Source organism: Citrobacter sp. Cpo065, assembly GCF_030332805.1.
Taxonomy (GTDB): Bacteria; Pseudomonadota; Gammaproteobacteria; order Enterobacterales; family Enterobacteriaceae; genus Citrobacter; species Citrobacter portucalensis.
In genome coordinates this window covers 59,790-77,086 of record NZ_JAOWHC010000017.1, presented here as the reverse complement: position 1 = coordinate 77,086, position 17,297 = coordinate 59,790, and the positions used below count along the sequence as shown (strand labels likewise).

General features: G+C 52.8%; 17 protein-coding genes. 3 read left to right on the top strand and 14 right to left on the bottom strand.

The features are described from left to right. Nucleotides 1-130: 130 nt before the first annotated feature. A complete protein-coding gene (gene fre / locus OGY68_RS00450) occupies nt 131-832 on the bottom strand; it encodes an NAD(P)H-flavin reductase (RefSeq protein ID WP_003828903.1) in 702 nt (233 codons plus the stop codon). A gap of 40 nt (nt 833-872) precedes the next feature. Next, entirely contained in the window at nt 873-2,366 is a 1,494-nt protein-coding gene (gene ubiD, locus OGY68_RS00445; protein ID WP_003828905.1) for a 4-hydroxy-3-polyprenylbenzoate decarboxylase, read from the bottom strand. Between the two features lie 204 nt (nt 2,367-2,570). Here ubiD and rfaH point away from each other — a divergent pair, with 204 nt between their 5' ends. Further along, the gene (gene rfaH / locus OGY68_RS00440) at nt 2,571-3,059 is read left to right on the top strand and encodes a transcription/translation regulatory transformer protein RfaH (protein WP_003017881.1); all 489 of its coding nucleotides are present in this window, start codon (nt 2,571-2,573) and stop codon (nt 3,057-3,059) included. Nucleotides 3,060-3,064: 5 nt separating this feature from the next. Here the strand turns inward: rfaH and tatD are convergent, their stop codons facing one another. The 9 genes from tatD to udp all read right to left on the bottom strand — a co-directional run bounded on the left by tatD (nt 3,065) and on the right by udp (nt 11,006). Then, nucleotides 3,065-3,847: a 3'-5' ssDNA/RNA exonuclease TatD gene (gene tatD / locus OGY68_RS00435; RefSeq protein ID WP_032945714.1), complete on the bottom strand. Its 783-nt coding sequence runs from the start codon at nt 3,845-3,847 to the stop codon at nt 3,065-3,067. Between the two features lie 41 nt (nt 3,848-3,888). Next, a complete protein-coding gene (gene tatC / locus OGY68_RS00430; RefSeq protein ID WP_003828911.1) occupies nt 3,889-4,680 on the bottom strand; it encodes a Sec-independent protein translocase subunit TatC in 792 nt (263 codons plus the stop codon). A 2-nt stretch (nt 4,681-4,682) separates the two neighbouring features. Beyond that, complete coding sequence (tatB, locus tag OGY68_RS00425; protein WP_048227528.1) at nt 4,683-5,231, bottom strand: Sec-independent protein translocase protein TatB; 549 nt, start codon at nt 5,229-5,231, stop codon at nt 4,683-4,685. Between the two features lie 3 nt (nt 5,232-5,234). Further along, entirely contained in the window at nt 5,235-5,489 is a 255-nt protein-coding gene (tatA, locus tag OGY68_RS00420) for a Sec-independent protein translocase subunit TatA (protein WP_003017888.1), read from the bottom strand. A 78-nt stretch (nt 5,490-5,567) separates the two neighbouring features. After that, nucleotides 5,568-7,208 carry a ubiquinone biosynthesis regulatory protein kinase UbiB gene (gene ubiB, locus OGY68_RS00415; protein WP_003828916.1) on the bottom strand — a complete coding sequence of 547 codons (1,641 nt, stop codon included), beginning with the start codon at nt 7,206-7,208 and terminating at the stop codon, nt 5,568-5,570. Then, entirely contained in the window at nt 7,205-7,810 is a 606-nt protein-coding gene (gene ubiJ / locus OGY68_RS00410; RefSeq protein WP_003828918.1) for a ubiquinone biosynthesis protein UbiJ, read from the bottom strand. Before ubiJ ends, ubiB begins: the two co-directional genes overlap by 4 nt. 13 nt (nt 7,811-7,823) lie before the next feature. After that, complete coding sequence (gene ubiE / locus OGY68_RS00405; protein WP_003017897.1) at nt 7,824-8,579, bottom strand: bifunctional demethylmenaquinone methyltransferase/2-methoxy-6-polyprenyl-1,4-benzoquinol methylase UbiE; 756 nt, start codon at nt 8,577-8,579, stop codon at nt 7,824-7,826. A gap of 94 nt (nt 8,580-8,673) precedes the next feature. Beyond that, nucleotides 8,674-10,104, bottom strand: a complete 1,431-nt coding sequence (gene rmuC / locus OGY68_RS00400; protein ID WP_095533171.1) for a DNA recombination protein RmuC — start codon at nt 10,102-10,104, stop codon at nt 8,674-8,676. Between the two features lie 140 nt (nt 10,105-10,244). After that, the gene (gene udp, locus OGY68_RS00395) at nt 10,245-11,006 is read right to left on the bottom strand and encodes a uridine phosphorylase (RefSeq protein ID WP_003828923.1); all 762 of its coding nucleotides are present in this window, start codon (nt 11,004-11,006) and stop codon (nt 10,245-10,247) included. 265 nt (nt 11,007-11,271) lie between these two features. On the opposite strand from udp, the gene OGY68_RS00390 reads away from it, so the two are divergent. After that, nucleotides 11,272-12,078 carry a dienelactone hydrolase family protein gene (locus tag OGY68_RS00390; protein ID WP_057067475.1) on the top strand — a complete coding sequence of 269 codons (807 nt, stop codon included), beginning with the start codon at nt 11,272-11,274 and terminating at the stop codon, nt 12,076-12,078. Between the two features lie 96 nt (nt 12,079-12,174). Here the strand turns inward: OGY68_RS00390 and metE are convergent, their stop codons facing one another. Continuing rightward, nucleotides 12,175-14,436: a 5-methyltetrahydropteroyltriglutamate--homocysteine S-methyltransferase gene (gene metE, locus OGY68_RS00385; RefSeq protein ID WP_057067474.1), complete on the bottom strand. Its 2,262-nt coding sequence runs from the start codon at nt 14,434-14,436 to the stop codon at nt 12,175-12,177. 235 nt (nt 14,437-14,671) lie between these two features. Here metE and metR point away from each other — a divergent pair, with 235 nt between their 5' ends. Continuing rightward, a complete protein-coding gene (metR, locus tag OGY68_RS00380) occupies nt 14,672-15,625 on the top strand; it encodes an HTH-type transcriptional regulator MetR (protein WP_003017908.1) in 954 nt (317 codons plus the stop codon). Here the strand turns inward: metR and OGY68_RS00375 are convergent. Beyond that, nucleotides 15,513-16,412 carry a carboxylate/amino acid/amine transporter gene (locus tag OGY68_RS00375; RefSeq protein WP_008787092.1) on the bottom strand — a complete coding sequence of 300 codons (900 nt, stop codon included), beginning with the start codon at nt 16,410-16,412 and terminating at the stop codon, nt 15,513-15,515. The two genes, metR and OGY68_RS00375, sit on opposite strands and share 113 nt — an antisense overlap. Nucleotides 16,413-16,476: 64 nt before the next feature. Further along, complete coding sequence (gene yigL / locus OGY68_RS00370; protein ID WP_057067473.1) at nt 16,477-17,292, bottom strand: sugar/pyridoxal phosphate phosphatase YigL; 816 nt, start codon at nt 17,290-17,292, stop codon at nt 16,477-16,479. Nucleotides 17,293-17,297 lie beyond the last annotated feature (5 nt).

Sequence of the window (17,297 nt, the reverse complement as noted above, 5' to 3'; positions counted from 1 at the left end):
TTAATAGATAGGAAAAACATGTTTACTAAAAAACGTGGTGAAAAAGAGGAACAACGAGACCGGGCTTGCACCCTGTTAGAAGAAGTAAGGTTGGTGATGAATGCGCCGGAAGGGCTCCGGCGCACAGCGCTTAAATGAACGCGAAAGCGTCGCCAAACAGGCGATCTTCACGTGCACTTCGCTCATTACAGAAGAGATCGCGCGCGATTTTGGCCATTTCAAAACGCCCGGCAATGTAGATATCATGCTCCGCCAAGGTACCGTAATCCTGCAATACTGCCGTTAACACGGTTCCCGTACGACCACGCCAGCCGTCTTCAGGCTGTTCCACCACTGGCTCAACGCGCAGATTCGGGTGGTTCACAGACAGCGCTTCCAGCTCGGAGAGATCGTAGAGATGCTTCTCCTCGCGACCGCCCCAGTAAATGGTGATATCGCGGTTTGGGTTGCGCGCGAGCGCGGTAAGCAGAATAGAACGCACGTAAGAGAACCCTGTACCACCGGCAATCAGGATCAGCGGGCGCTCATCTTCGTCACGCAGCCAGGCTTCGCCATGCGGAATGTCGACCTTGATTTCCCGGTCTTTCAGAATACGGTCCATCACGGCCATGGCGTAAAGATTTAGCTCAGAGGCGCCAACGTGCAGCTCAATGAATCCTTGCTCGTCCGGCGTTGATGCCATGGAGAACGGACGCTTATCCCTTTCATCCATCACGACCATTAAATACTGGCCAGCACGAAAGGAAAACGCCGCGTCTGGCACTAAACGAACGCGATATACGGTGTCAGTGATAGCTTCTACCGAGGTCACTTTACAGCTTAAGGTTGTCATGCGCTCTCTCTGTCGGATCAATAGGCAAAACGATCGCGCCTCAGGCGCTTTTGCCGTCATTAAAGATGGCCAGTTCATCCCAAATTGCGTCAATGCGCGCAGTCACTTCAGGATCTTTTTTAATCGGACGTCCCCATTCACGTTGGGTTTCGCCCGGCCATTTATTTGTGGCATCCAGCCCCATTTTTGAACCAAGGCCGGAAACCGGCGAGGCAAAGTCCAGGTAATCAATTGGCGTATTCTCTACCAGTACCGTATCCCGGGCCGGGTCCATACGGGTAGTAATTGCCCAAATCACATCATTCCAGTCGCGTGCGTTGACGTCATCATCGCAAACAATAACAAATTTGGTGTACATAAACTGACGCAAAAACGACCAAACACCCATCATGACGCGTTTGGCATGGCCAGCGTACTGTTTTTTCATCGTCACGACGGCCAGGCGATAAGAACAGCCTTCCGGAGGTAGATAAAAATCGACGATTTCCGGGAACTGCTTTTGCAGAATAGGCACGAAGACTTCGTTCAGCGCCACGCCGAGCACCGCGGGTTCATCTGGCGGGCGTCCGGTATAGGTAGAGTGATAAATTGCATCTTCACGCTGGGTAATGTGCGTGACGGTAAAGACCGGGAAGCTATCTACTTCGTTGTAGTAGCCGGTATGATCGCCATACGGCCCTTCCGGAGCCAGCTCGCCCGGTTCAATGTACCCTTCCAGCACGATTTCTGCGCTGGCAGGCACTTCCAGATCGTTGGAAATACATTTAACCACTTCGGTCTTGGTTCCGCGCAACAGCCCGGCAAATGCGTACTCGGATAATGTATCAGGGACCGGCGTCACGGCCCCCAGAATGGTCGCAGGATCTGCTCCTAACGCCACAGAAACCGGGAAGCGTTCGCCCGGATGCGCTGCGCACCACTCCTGGTAATCAAGCGCGCCGCCGCGATGGGACAGCCAGCGCATAATGAGCTTGTTTTTGCCAATCAGCTGCTGACGATAGATGCCCAGATTCTGCCGCTCTTTATGCGGACCACGCGTTACGGTGAGTCCCCAGGTAATCAGCGGCGCGGCATCTTCCGGCCAGCAGGTCATAATCGGAATGCGGTTTAAATCAACGTCATCGCCTGAGTAGATTTTTTGCTGACAAGGCGCACCGCGCAACCGCTTAGTCGGCATGTTCAACACCTGCTTAAACTGCGGCAGCTTATCAAACAGATCGCGGAATCCTTTCGGTGGCTCTGGCTCTTTCAAAAACGCCAACAGTTTACCGACTTCTCGTAGCGCCGAGACATCTTCTTGTCCCATCCCCATCGCAACACGCTTTGGTGTGCCAAACAGGTTACACAGCACCGGCATTGAATAGCCTTTCGGATTCTCAAACAGTAACGCAGGCCCACCGGCACGCAGAGTGCGATCGGCAATTTCAGTAATTTCCAGATGGGGATCCACCTCAAGCGAAATGCGTTTGAGCTCGCCCTGCTGTTCAAGCAGCGTCAGGAAGTCGCGTAAATCGTGATATTTCATGGCGTCCATTGTGGCCTCTTCGTAAGCGCTTCATTATACGGCGTTCATCATTGTGATGCTGTATTTTTGTTAAATTAGCGTGAACTCTGGCGATACATATAAGCCCCGGGCGTATATACCCATTGGGTTTCAGCCTGCGTTGAGGTGGGTATAATTAACTTAACGCATGGCTTTTGCTATGCTTGCGCTCAGAACAAGCGGATAAGAGTTATTATGCAATCCTGGTATTTACTGTACTGCAAACGTGGGCAACTTCAGAGAGCCCAGGAACACCTGGAAAGACAGGCGGTGAACTGCCTGACGCCTATGATCACCCTGGAAAAAATAGTGCGCGGTAAACGTACCACAGTCAGTGAACCACTATTCCCTAATTACATGTTTGTCGAGTTCGACCCGGAAGTGATCCACACCACCACTATCAATGCCACGCGTGGTGTCAGCCATTTCGTCCGTTTTGGCGCGACGCCTGCGACCGTCCCTTCTCCCGTTATTCACCAGCTTTCTATCTACAAGCCTGAAGGTATTGTGGACCCGCAAACTCCTCAGCCAGGGGACAGCGTGATTATTACTGAAGGGGCATTTGAGGGGCTAAAAGCGATCTTCACCGAACCGGATGGCGAAGCGCGTTCCATGCTACTGCTTAACCTGTTGAATAAAGAAGTTAAGCAGAGCGTGAAAAATACCGGTTTTCGAAAAATTTAAGCCGTTTAGAAGGTCACTTCGAACAACGTTCGGACGTTAGCATCAATGGTTGCTGACAGCCATTGAGGATCTTCTCCGCGCCAGTGGGCAATACGCTCAAGAATATGTGGCAGGTGCGCCGGTTCATTGCGCCGTGACGTCGGTTTAGGCGTTAAGTCGCGAGGAAGTAGGTAAGGCGCATCGGTTTCGATCAGTAGTCTTTCTACCGGAATAAACGGCAGCAGTTCCCGCAGTTCCATCCCACGGCGCTCATCACAGACCCAGCCGGTAATACCAATATAAAGCCCTCGGTCCACACAATCCTGCATTTCCTGCCGTGTTCCGGTAAAACAGTGCAGCACCGCGCCCGGGAGACTATCCAGCCACGGCTCCAGCAACGTCAGAAAACGCTCATGGGCATCCCGACAATGCATGAAAACCGGCATCTGCAGTTCAGCGGCAATGCGCAGTTGTGCCTCAAAAGCACGTTCCTGCTCCTGTGGCGTGGAGAAATTGCGATTGAAATCCAGACCGCACTCGCCAATAGCGACCACCTCAGACTGGTTTGCCAGCGCGATAATCTCGTCTTCCGTTGAGGATTGCCATTGGCTACTGTCATGCGGGTGCACGCCAGCCGTGGACCAGCAATGCGGATAATGTTGCGCCAACTTCAGCGCCTGCTGGCTTTCGTGCAGGTTTGTTCCGGTCAGAAGCATACCGTTTACGCCCGCAGCAAAGGCGCGCGCCACAACATCATCCCTGTCTTTCGCAAATTGTGAACTGGTTAAATTAACGCCAATATCAAACATGCTACCTCCCATATGACAACCGCCCTGACGGGCGGTTGAATTTACTCTTCTGTTTTCTCGGTGGCTTCGGCTTCTTTTGCTTCTTCAGCCTCGTTGTCCTCATCTCGCGTACGTCGCTTACCGACATAGAAACGAGAGAAGAAAACGCCCACTTCAAACAGGCAGTACATCGGTATCGCCAACAACGTTTGCGAGAAGACATCTGGCGGAGTCAGTAACATCCCGACGACGAATGCTCCCACCACCACGTAAGGTCGTTTCTTACGCAAATCTTCAGGTGTCGTAATGCCCATCCAGCATAGCAGCACAATGGCGACAGGGACCTCAAAAGAGACACCGAAAGCCATAAATAGCGCCATTACAAAGCTGAGATAGCTGGCAATATCTGTCGATACCTGCACGCCTTGCGGAGCCGTGTTAGCCAGAAAACCAAACGCCAACGGGAAGACGACAAAATAGGCGAATGCCATGCCGATGTAGAACAACAACGAGCTGGAGACCAGCAGCGGCACAACCAGGCGACGTTCATGTTTGTACAAAGCAGGCGCAATGAATGCCCATACCTGGTAGAGGATCACTGGCGCTGACAGGATCAGCGACACCATGAAGGTTAACTTTATAGGGGTAAAGAACGGTGAGGCCACATCGGTGGCGATCATCGTTGCACCCTGCGGCATCTGTTTAATCAGCGGTGCCGCAACCATATGGTAAATGTCGTTGGCAAAGTAAACCAACGCCAGAAAGATCACGATAACCGCAATAATGCAGTTCAGGAGTCGCTTACGCAGCTCGATAAGATGCGTAATGAGCGGTTGGGTATCTTCTACAGCCATGTTTACGGTTTATCACTCGACGAGGGGGAGGATTCGACAACAGGTGCGGCAGCTTTCTTTTCTGCATCCATCAACGTGGCGGAAGTGTTTTCCGTCTGCTCTGGCGTTTTAGCACCCGTGGATTCCGGTTTTTGCTCCGGCGAACTGGCCTGGTTTTCAGCGGCGGCAGGGGTTACCCCTTCTCGCTGCGCTTCACCTTCTTTCACCACCGGATTATGGATAGTGTGCGCTTCATCGCTCGCTTTCTCAGGATCGTGCACGCTGTAAGAACGCTTCATCGATTCCGCCGCTTCACGCAGCTCATCCATTGACGCTTTCAGCTCCGGGGTCAGATTTGTCAGGCTCGCTTTCTCTACTTTCTTCAGGCTGTCCTGAAACTCCTGAAGCTTAAGCTCCTGGGTCAGTTCATTCTGAACAGTAGTTGCAAGGGAGCGCAAAGCGCGAACCCAGCCAGCAACCGTTTTTACCGCTACAGGTAATCGTTGCGGCCCCAGAACAATGAGGCCGATCACGAACACCAATAACAGTTCGCTAAAACCGATATCAAACACGGATTATACCTGCTCTTTATCTTGGCTTTTGGCGTCTTCCTTTTTCACTTCACCCTGCTTATCGGTGATGGATTTAGCAGTAAAATCAGCGTCTTGGCTGGTTTTATCTTGCTTAGGCTCATCATCACCCATCGCTTTTTTGAAGCCTTTGATCGACGCGCCAAGATCGGAACCGATGGAGCCGAGTTTCTTGGTGCCAAATAGCAGTACAACGATGACGGCAATGATCAACAACTGCCAAATACTGATACCACCCATACATGTTCCTCTGTCATAGATGATGAATTAATAAGGCCGTAGTATACGTTACACGACCTGCCTTGGGCGATGAAAAATTCAGCGCATTTTGCGCCAGCCGATCAACCAGGCTATGACGCCTCCCGCCATTAACCAGCCCGGCATAAGCCCCCACTCAGGGCGGCTTACCAGCAGGAATGTTCCACTTAGCAACAATGTTGCGCCAATGCCCAATAAATAACGGGATTGTCCCTGGCGTACATGATTCGCGTGAAGCTCGCGGGCAATCTTATCAACACTGTGCTGTAAATATTTGCCCTGGCGCAAACTGTCATACACCAGTTCAGGTATTTCTGGCATTTTTTCGACCCAGAACGGTGCTTTTTCTTTAAATGCCCTAACGAGCGCTGGAATACCGACCTGATCTTTAATCCAGGATTCGAGGAATGGCTTAGCCGTTTTCCACAAATCTAACTGCGGGTAGAGTTGTCGTCCGACACCTTCAACGTACAGCAGCGTCTTCTGGAGCAATACCAGTTGAGGCTGAACTTCCATATTGAAGCGGCGCGCAGTGTTGAACAGATTCAACAGCACGTGACCAAAGGAAATCTCCGCCAGCGGCTTTTCAAAAATCGGCTCGCACACGGTACGAATGGCAAATTCAAACTCTTCTACGTTGGTATCCGGCGGAACCCAACCAGAATCTACGTGCAGTTCAGCAACTTTGCGGTAATCGCGGTTAAAGAACGCAATGAAGTTTTCAGCCAGGTAACGCTTATCTTCTTTGTTTAAAGAGCCCACAATCCCACAATCAATACCAATGTATTTCGGGTTTTCAGGGTGCTCATAACTGACAAAAATGTTCCCGGGATGCATATCCGCATGGAAAAAGCTGTCGCGGAATACCTGAGTAAAGAAGACCTGAACACCACGCTCGGCCAACAATTTCATATTGGTGCCGTTCTTCTCAAGCGTGGTGACATCTGAAACCGGGATACCGTAAATGCGCTCCATCACCATCATGTTCTGACTGCAGTAGTCGGAATACACTTCCGGGATGTACAGCATCGGACTATCTTCAAAATTACGTCGTAGCTGAATGGCGTTCGCCGATTCGCGCAGCAGATTCAGTTCATCGATCAACGTTTTTTCATATTCACGGACGACTTCTGTTGGTCGCAGGCGACGCCCATCTGGCAGCAGACGAGGAACCCAACGAGCCAGGCGGTAGATCAGTTTTAAATCCGCTTTGATGACCGGAAGTATGTCCGGGCGAATAACTTTGATCACCACCTCTTTGCCATTCGATTTCAACCGCGCAGTGTGGACCTGAGCAACAGACGCAGATGCCAGCGGCGTGATCTCAAAATCATCAAACCATTCCTCGACGGGCAGCCCGCCCATAGCCTCTTCGATTTGTTTTTTCGCTCTAAGCCCATCGAACGGGGCAACCCGATCCTGCAATAGCGCAAGCTGATCGGCGATGTGCGGAGGGAAAAGGTCACGACGGGTAGAGAGCATTTGCCCAAACTTGATCCACACCGGGCCGAGTTCCTGTAAAGCCAGTCTCAGCCTTTCTCCCAGCGGTTTGTCTTTATGTCGGTTGGGCATCCAGAACAACGAGTAACGCCACAACCGAAGCGGCAGCGTGATTCGCATTTTGGGGATGAGTTCATCAAGACCGTAGCTTAAAAAAGTGCGAATGATGAAATAAAGGCGCCGTACTTCACCTGGCGTCATTTGGCCTCCAGTTTTTCCAGCCGTTTGGCCAGAGATTCAACCGCGCGCTCAACGGCTGCCGTTTCTTCAGCAAACCATGCAACCTCTAGTGGACCAGGAGCCATGCGCCACTCTTCAGTGATCGCTTCGGCGACATAGCGCTGCTGGCGCTGAAAGTTATGGCACAGGAACTTCGCTCCACCACGCAAGACTTTGCTGACCCCTTCCGCGACGATATCGCCGGTATAGGGTGCTAACAGTTCTGCAGGATCCAACTCCGCCAGATCGGCCAGCGCAACAAAGTTCTGTACTACCTGGATATCGCCCTGGACTTCCAGCTCACCGCTGCGGATAAGCGTGGTGAGTTGCTGTCGATCACGCAATTTCGGTAACACACTGGCATATGTGATTACGGTGCAATCGGCTTCGCCTTCCCATGCCCCCAGCACATCGACCTGGCGCTCGCTAAATACCAGGACTAACGGTGTTGAAAATCCTTTGAGATCAACACGCAGCACCTTACCCTGTAAACGCGTTCGGGCTGACTTCAGCGCAGGAGAACGGTACAGAAAGGTGTTGAGCAGATTTTCAACGCCTGCGGTTACTAAGGGTTTTAAAGGCATCCCCACTCTCCTGTCAGAACTTGTAACCACGATGCAGCGCAACGACACCTGCTGTCAGGTTGTAGTAATCAACGCTTTCGAACCCGGCATCTTGCATCATTGCTTTTAAGGTGTCCTGATCGGGATGCATACGGATGGACTCCGCCAAATAACGGTAGCTGTCCGCATCGCTTGCTACCATTGAACCTATGCGCGGCAGAACATGGAAAGAGTATGCGTCGTAGGCTTTGCTCAACGGTTCGATTATGGGTTTGGAGAATTCCAGCACCAGTAGACGTCCGCCCGGCTTCAATACGCGGTACATGGAGCGTAATGCTTTGTCTTTATCCGTTACGTTGCGCAGACCGAAAGAGATGGTGATGCAGTCAAACGTGTTGTCAGGGAAAGGTAATGCTTCCGCATTCGCCTGAACGTACTCAACGTTACCTACCACGCCAATATTACGCAGCTTTTCGCGACCCATTTTGAGCATTGAGTCATTGATATCCGCCAGCACAACTTTGCCGGTTTCACCAACCATGCGAGAGAATTTCGCCGTCAGATCGCCGGTACCGCCTGCTAAATCGAGAACGGTTTGCCCGCGACGCACGCCACTGCAATCAATGGTGAAGCGCTTCCACAAACGATGAATGCCAAATGACATTAAGTCATTCATAACGTCATATTTAGACGCCACAGAATGAAAAACGTGGGCCACCATGTCAGCTTTCTGCTCTTTAGCGACGGTCTGAAAGCCAAAGTGCGTCGTTTCTTGTGAATTATCCACCATCTCAGTGCCTGCTCATCCAAAAAATGTTCGAGAAGTGTAACAGATTGGGCCAATTTGCCCTACCCTTCTACCGGGTTCAACTACCCCAAATGGACTAGTTTGATTGCTGATTTACCGCTTCATCCTCGGGGTAAGACGCATCTTGTTGCGTCTCAGGGACCGAGCGCAAGCGGTATTCCTCATCCTGTGTAGTAGCTTGTTCAGCCAGCTCAGGATTTATCTCGCGCTTAATTTCCACGCCTAAACTACGAAAAGCTTCTGCCTGCGACAGGACGTTTCCACGACCGGAAGAGAGTTTTTTCATCGCCTGTCGGTAGTTGTCCTGGGCTTTGTCCAGGCTTTGACCTATTGCCGACATATCATCCACAAACAACCGCATCTTGTCATAAAGTTTGCTGGCCCGATCGGCAATTTGTTGCGCATTACGACTCTGATGCTCGTAGCGCCACAGGTTGGCGATCGTGCGCAATGCCACCAACAGCGTGGTAGGGCTCACCAGCATAATGTTATTTCTAAGCGCTTCGGTAATCAGTTCGGGCTGTCTGTCGAGCGCCAGCAAAAAAGCGGGCTCAACGGGGATAAACATCAGCACATAGTCAAGCGTACGCAGCCCAGGAAGCTGCTGATAATCTTTGCGACCCAGCAGTCGAATATGGTTGCGCACCGAGGCGATGTGCTCCTGCAATGCACTTTCGCGGGTGTATTCGTCTTCTGCGTTAAAATAGCGCTCATAGGCGACCAGCGTCATTTTCGCATCGATCACCACATCTTTACCCTGCGGTAGCCGAACGATGACATCAGGCTGCATTCGCGAACGGGCGTCGTTTTCGATGCTGACCTGGGTTTCATATTCATAACCTTCACGCAGACCAGAGGCTTCGAGTACCCGCGTGAGTACGACCTCTCCCCAGTTACCCTGCGTTTTGTTATCGCCTTTTAATGCACGCGTCAGGTTTACCGCTTCCTGCGCCATCTGCGCATTCAGTTGCTGGAGATTACGAATTTCGTGTGCCAGGGTATGGCGTTCTTGTGCCTCTTTACCAAAGCTATCCTGAACCTGGCGACGAAAACCGTCCAGTTGTTCACGAAGCGGCGCAAGCAGGCTGTTCAGACTTTGGCGATTTTGCTCATCAACACGGCGGTTGCTGTGCTCAAAAATACGATTCGCCAGATTTTCAAACTGTTCACTCAGACGCTGTTCGCTGTTGATCATCTGGCGGATTTTATCTTCCGCATGCTGTTGCGTTGCTTCCAGCCGGGTAGTGACTTCACGGAGATCGGCTTCCAGAGAGGTGTTGATACTGTGCAGACTGCGTAATTCGTTATTGAGGAGTTCGCACTCATCACGCCAGTGTGCTTCCTGCGAGAGCTGCTGGCGAGCGGCGCTTAGCGCAATATCCAGTTCACGTCGCTCTTCGATGAGGTCGGCGCGGATTTGATCGGCGCGTGCTTTTGTCGCCAGCCACCCTACCAGTAGCCCTGCGGCTAACGCCAACACGGCACTCATCATAATTGAAATATCCACAACGCCCCCTTACAGCAACGACTTACCCGCACAAAATAGAATTGTGCTGTATAAACGTCCAGTTTAAAAGGAATTTCCTGCGAGGCACTACGCAAAATAAAAAGGCCGAACGCGTCGGCCTTTTTGAATAGACGGGAGAATTACAGTAAACGACGCGCGGCTTCTACCACGATTTTCACCGCGTGACTTTCCGTTTGTTTCATCGTTTCCGCATTAGGGATCTCTTGCTGAGTACGGTTCACGATAACACCCGCGACCATACCGGCACGCAGACCCTGGCTTGCGCACATGGTCAGCAGCGTAGCAGATTCCATTTCGTAGTTCATGACGCCCATAGACTGCCACTCTTCCATTGAGCCTTTGAAACGGCTCACGACGCGACCAGAGAAAGTGTCATAACGCTCCTGGCCCGGGTAGAAGGTGTCAGAAGACGCGGTAACCCCCACGTGAGTGGTAGCGCCGATAGATTTCGCCGCTTCCACCAGCGCGGTGGTGCACTCGAAGTCCGCAACGGCCGGGAATTCCATTGGTGCGAAGTGCAGGCTTGCACCGTCCAGACGAACAGATGCAGTGGTAACCAGTACATCACCCACGTTGATATGCGGCTGGATAGCGCCAGTCGTACCGATACGCAGGAAGGTACGAATGCCCAGCTGAGCCAGTTCTTCTACGGCAATAGAGGTGGACGGGCCGCCGATACCGGTAGAGCAAACGATCACGGCTTTACCATCCAGCTCAGCACGCCAGGTGGTGAACTCGCGATGAGATGCCAGCTTAACCGGCTTATCCATCAGCGCGGCGATCTTTTCCACACGCTCCGGGTCGCCAGGGACGATAGCAAGCGTAGCCCCTTGTAAATCGTTCTTAGTGAGGCCGAGATGAAAAACATCAGACTTAGACATAAAAACTCCTCTGTGAATCGGTTTTGTCAGAAGAAGCAAAAACACACTTTACCGAAGGCATAAACATATTTTCGTGACAGTCATCACTATGATGTAAATCCATTGCATTCGATTACCATTAAATAGTGATCTTTATCACATAAATGATGCGATATAAGTAAGCCCTGCACAAAAGATAGACCGTTTAAGGCAATGTGGTTCGTTGCATGTGTCTATAGTTAACAATGCGCTTTTTGGCTGAATATTTAAGGGTACGGAGAATACCATGACAACACGACAATCTGGCTTTGCACCTGCTGTATCTCCACCGACGTCTACCACGGTCCACACTCCGGATAACGCAATTATCGCCGGGGTAACGTCCATACCGTCACAAGGCGATGATATGCCAGCGTATCACGCACGACCAAAACAGACCGATGGCCCCCTGCCCGTGGTTATTGTCGTGCAGGAAATTTTTGGCATTCATGAACACATTCGTGACGTTTGCCGCCGTCTGGCTCTGGAAGGGTATCTGGCTATCGCACCAGAACTCTATTTTCGCGAAGGCGATCCCAATGACTTTGCCGATATCCCTACGCTACTCAGCGGTCTTGTCGCCAAAGTGCCTGACTCTCAGGTACTGGCCGATCTGGACCACGTCGCCAGCTGGGCCTCCCGCAACGGAGGAGATGCCCACCAGTTGATGATCACCGGATTTTGCTGGGGTGGGCGCATCACCTGGCTGTATGCCGCACATAATCCGCAGTTAAAAGCGGCCGTGGCGTGGTATGGCAAACTGGTGGGTGATAAAACCCTCAACTCGCCAAAACATCCCGTTGATATCGCAACCGATCTTAACGCCCCCGTTTTGGGGCTTTATGGCGGCCAGGACACCAGCATTCCGCAAGATACCGTTGAAACAATGCGCCAGGCGCTACGCGCCGCCAATGCTAAAGCGGAAATCGTGGTCTATCCCGATGCCGGACATGCGTTCAACGCCGATTATCGCCCGAGCTATCACGAAGAGTCCGCGAAAGACGGTTGGCAGAGAATGCTGGAGTGGTTCGTGCAATACGGTGGGAAGAAATAAACGTTAATTGCCCGGTGGCAGCGACGCCTGACCGGGCCTACAACTATTGCGATTTCCTGTAACCCGGGTAAGCACCAGCGCTTCCCGGGCACCGAATTACGCCTGACGCAGATTCTGCGCCGCTTTGACCATGTTCGCCAGCGCGGCTCGGGTTTCCGGCCAGCCGCGGGTTTTCAGGCCGCAGTCCGGGTTCACCCACAGACGTTCTGCTGGAATGCGCTGCTCGGCTTTCTTCAACAGGGCTTCAATCCACTCCACGCTCGGAACGTTCGGCGAGTGAATATCGTATACGCCCGGCCCGATTTCGTTCGGATAGTCGAACTCTTCAAACGATTCCAGCAATTCCATATCAGAGCGCGAGGTTTCGATGGTAATCACGTCCGCATCCAGCGCCGCAATGGAGTCCATGATGTCGTTGAACTCGCAATAACACATGTGGGTGTGGATCTGGGTTTCATCCTTCGCTACCGCCGCGTTAATGCGGAAGGCTTCCACGCCCCACTCCAGATACGCCGCCCAGTCGCTGCGACGTAGTGGTAAACCTTCGCGCAGTGCCGGTTCATCAATCTGGATGATGCCGATACCCGCCGCTTCCAGATCCGCCACTTCATCACGCAGCGCCAGCGCGATCTGCTTCGCGATGGTTTCACGCGTCACGTCTTCACGCGGGAATGACCAGCAGAGAATGGTCACCGGACCGGTCAGCATGCCTTTTACCGGTTTGTCGGTCAGCGACTGGGCATATTTCGCCCACTCCACGGTGATCGCTTCCGGGCGGCTGACGTCGCCAATCACCACCGGCGGCTTCACGCAGCGAGAGCCGTAGCTCTGCACCCAACCGTTCTGGGTAAAGACGAAACCGTCCAGATGCTCGCCAAAGTATTCAACCATGTCATTACGCTCGGCTTCACCGTGTACCAGCACGTCGAGACCCAGACGTTCCTGTTCAACAATCGCCTGTTTAATATGTTCCGCAATTCCGGTGCGATAGTTACCAGCATCCAGGTTGCCCTTTTTGAAATCCAGGCGCAGGCCACGAATTTCTGTGGTTTGCGGGAATGAACCGATAGTCGTAGTCGGCCATGCCGGCAGATTAAAGCGGGCACGTTGCGCCTCGGCACGAACCGGGTAAGCGTTAGCGCGCTGGCTGTCCTGGGCGGTGATTGCTGCCAGACGTTTTTCCACTGCGGCGTTGTGTACGCGGGTAGAGTGACGACGAGCCTGAATCGGTGCACTCCACTCGACAATTGCCGCCGTATCTCCGCTATTCAATGCATCGCGCAGCAGCGCCAGCTCGCCGCATTTTTGCAGGGCGAAGGCAAACCAGCTCTTCACTTCTGCATCAAGGCGGGTTTCAACACTGAGATCGATTGGGCTGTGCAGCAGGGAGCAGGAAGAAGCCACCCACAGGTTACGTTTCCCGACGATATCTTTGATTTGTGCGTATTTTTCGCTGAGATCGGCACGCCAAACGTTGCGGCCGTTCACCAGCCCCGCTGACAGCAGCCAGTCGGCTGGCAGACGCGTGTGCAGCTCGGCTGCATCATCTTTGCCGTGCACGAAGTCAACGTGCAGCCCCTGCACTGGCAGCGCGGTAATGGTATCCAGGTTTGGCGTTACGCCTTCGAAGTAAGTGGTCAGTAGCAGCTTCACCTGACCCGTCAGCGCGTCATAAGCAGGTTTGAAGGCGTCCAGCCACGCTTGCGGCAGCTCCAGTACCAGCGCGGGTTCGTCAATCTGCACCCACTCAATACCGCGTTTCGCCAGCTCGCCCAGCACCTGCTGGTAAACCGGCAGAATGTCGTTCAACAGGCTCAGGCGGTCAAACTGTTCGCCTTTCACTTTACCCAACCAAAGGTAGGTTACCGGCCCCAGCAGCACAGGCTTCACCTTGTGACCGAGCGCCAGCGCTTCGTCCACTTCATCCAGCAGTTGGGTCCAGGTCAGTTTGAACTGCTGACCTTTAGTGAACTCTGGCACCATGTAGTGATAGTTGGTGTTAAACCATTTGGTCATTTCTGCCGCCGCCGCGGGTTCACCCGTTGGTGCGCGGCCACGGCCAATGCGGAATAAGGTATCGATATCGACCGAGCCGTCTTTATTTTGATGGCGAGCCGGAACGTTGCCGAGCAGCAGGCTGGTAGTCAGCACGTGATCGTACCAGGCAAAATCACCCACCGGCAGCAGGTCAACGCCCGCCTGCTTCTGCTGATCCCAGTGGCGGGCACGCAGCTCGCGGCCAACGGTCAGCAAATCTTCACGGGAAGAATTTCCCGCCCAGTAGCTTTCTTGCGCTTTCTTCAACTCGCGACGCAGGCCAACGCGAGGGAAACCGAGGGTGTGATTCAATATTGTCATTTTTCTTCCTCTAATTATATGTAAATCCTATGGATTTTGAATTTAGGGAAGGCGGCAAGTTTACTCATCCCCAGGAGCTTACTGAAGTAAGTGACTGGGGTGGGGAAACGAAGCCAACGCACCATAAATTTAAAAGACGAAGGATTTTAGCCGTCCAGATGTTTACACATCCATAATTGGCGGTTACTGTATATTCCTCAAGCGCAATTTGTTCATGCCGAAGTGAAGGACTTTCATGATCGAGATTAAACACCTGAAAACGCTCCAGGCGTTGCGGAATAGTGGTTCTCTGGCAGCCGCAGCGGCGACGTTGCATCAGACCCAATCCGCCCTTTCTCACCAGTTCAGCGATCTGGAGCAGCGCCTTGGCTTTCGACTTTTTATCCGTAAAAGCCAGCCTCTGCGCTTTACGCCGCAGGGAGAAATCCTGCTGCAGTTAGCCAATCAGGTGTTGCCGCAAATTGGTCGTGCGCTGCAGGCCTGCAACGAACCGCAGCAAACCCGGCTGCGAATCGCGATTGAATGTCACAGTTGTATTCAATGGCTGACGCCCGCGCTGGAGAATTTTCGTGCCAACTGGCCGCAGGTGGAGATGGACTTTAAATCCGGCGTGACGTTCGATCCGCAACCAGCGCTACAGCAGGATGAGCTGGATCTGGTGTTAACCTCCGACATCCTGCCGCGCAGCGGATTGCACTACTCACCGATGTTTGATTTTGAAGTCCGCCTGGTACTGGCGCCTGACCATCCGTTGGCCAGCAAAACACAAATCACACCGGAAGATTTGGCCAGCGAGACGCTGCTGATTTACCCGGTACAGCGGAGTAGACTGGATGTATGGCGGCATTTTCTGCAGCCTGCAGGCGTTAGTCCTTCGCTGAAAAGCGTGGATAACACCTTACTGCTGATTCAGATGGTTGCAGCCAGAATGGGTATCGCGGCATTACCGCACTGGGTGGTGGAGAGTTTTGAACGCCAGGGCCTGGTAGTGACCAAAACCCTGGGTGATGGATTGTGGAGCCGACTGTACGCCGCCGTGCGTGATGGCGAGCAGCGACAGCCGGTCACAGAAGCGTTTATTCGCTCAGCGCGGAATCACGCCTGCGATCACCTACCGTTTGTACGGAGTGCGGAACGACCCACTTTCGATGTACCCACAGTGAAGCCACTATCACAGCCGCACCAATGATGAAGCTTGGCCAGTGAGGTTGTTGATGCCAGATAGCCAGGTTAACCAGCAGTCCGGCAGGGACATGCATATTGTTCATTATGCCCAGCGTGCCCGCATCCACCTGGGTCGCGCCGTAGTTCCACATAAAGTAACCAATGCCGGACGCCGCCACGCCAAGAAAGACCAGAATTCCCCACTGTAGCGTGGTTGCAGGCATTTTCTGCGCATTGCCCAGCATGAACCAGGCCACGACAGCCACCATAAAGGCGCCCATATAAAACCAGGCAAAGGCGTTGTGCTGCGGCATTGGCCGCGTCTCCATCAGACGTTTATAGCCCACCATACCAATGGCAAAGCTGATATTGGACAACTGCACCAACAGCAGACCGGTCCAGAAGTGGCTGGTCACCTGATCGTAACGAATGATCCCCGCGCCAATCACCGCCAGTAACGCACTAAAGGCGTAACTCCAGCGCAGACGACGTCCGCTCATCAGATCATAAATCAGCGTAATGTAGAGCGGCGTCAGCACGGTAAAGAGCAGCAGTTCTGAAACCGTCAGGTACAGATAGGCGTGAAAACTCAGCATGTACATAATGCCAAGCTGCATGGCACCCACCAGCATATACAGCCCGATCGTTTTTACGCTGTGCCCACGAGTACGTAGAAACGGCAGGAACACCAACGCCGCCAGCCCAACGCGCACCAGCACCGCAAAATAGCTATCGACATGACCGGCAAGGTACTCGCCAAACAGGCTAAAGGAAAAGGCCCACAGAATTGTGGTAATGATGAGTAACGCCACAATGGATGTCTCTTAACAAAAGGTACACCCATTGTAGCGGAGTTTTTAGTTGACAACTGGTCAGCTAACGAACAGAAGGTTGCTGCAAAAACAGTTCACGCAGATAGTGTGGCACGGCATCGTCGGCATTAAGGCCAATGACTTCCAGTTCCGGGTGCAGATCCTTCAGGCGCTGGTGGGCGTTGCCCATGATGCAGCCTTTACCTGCCATGGAGAGCATTTCCGCATCGTTCATCCCGTCGCCAAAGGCGATGCAGTCTTTCAGGCTGTAGCCCATCGCTTTTGCTACCGCTTCCAGCGCATGACCTTTCGATACGCCGCCAGCCATGACTTCCAGACAGGTAAGCGTAGAGAAGCTGACGTTGACGCGATCGCCCCAGCGGGCGTTAATCGCCTGCTCCAGCGGCAGTAGCCTTTCGTGAGAGTCGGTGGTGAAGAACACTTTGCTGACGCCCTCAGGTTCCAGTAATGCAGGTTCAAACAGTGAATAGTTAAACACCGCTTCTTTGAAGAAACGCATTTCGTCCGGACGATGGCGATTCATAAACCACTCATCATCACGATATACGTTGGTCACGATGTCCGGGTTTGCATTCACTACGCCAAACAGGTCGCTGGCAATATCGCGATCCAGGTTATGGGAAAACACCAGATTCCCGTCAGAATCATGCACGCGCGCGCCATTGGACGTGATCATGTAGGTTTTAATGCCGAGGTTATCGCGAATTTGCCCCACATCAACATGATGACGGCCAGTCGCAAACACGAAGTTAACGCCGCGAGCGGTCAATAACTTCAGCGTCTCTTTGGCATAAGGGGACAGAGTATGGTCGGGAGAAAGCAGCGTACCGTCTAAATCAGACGCAACAACCTGATACATAAGAA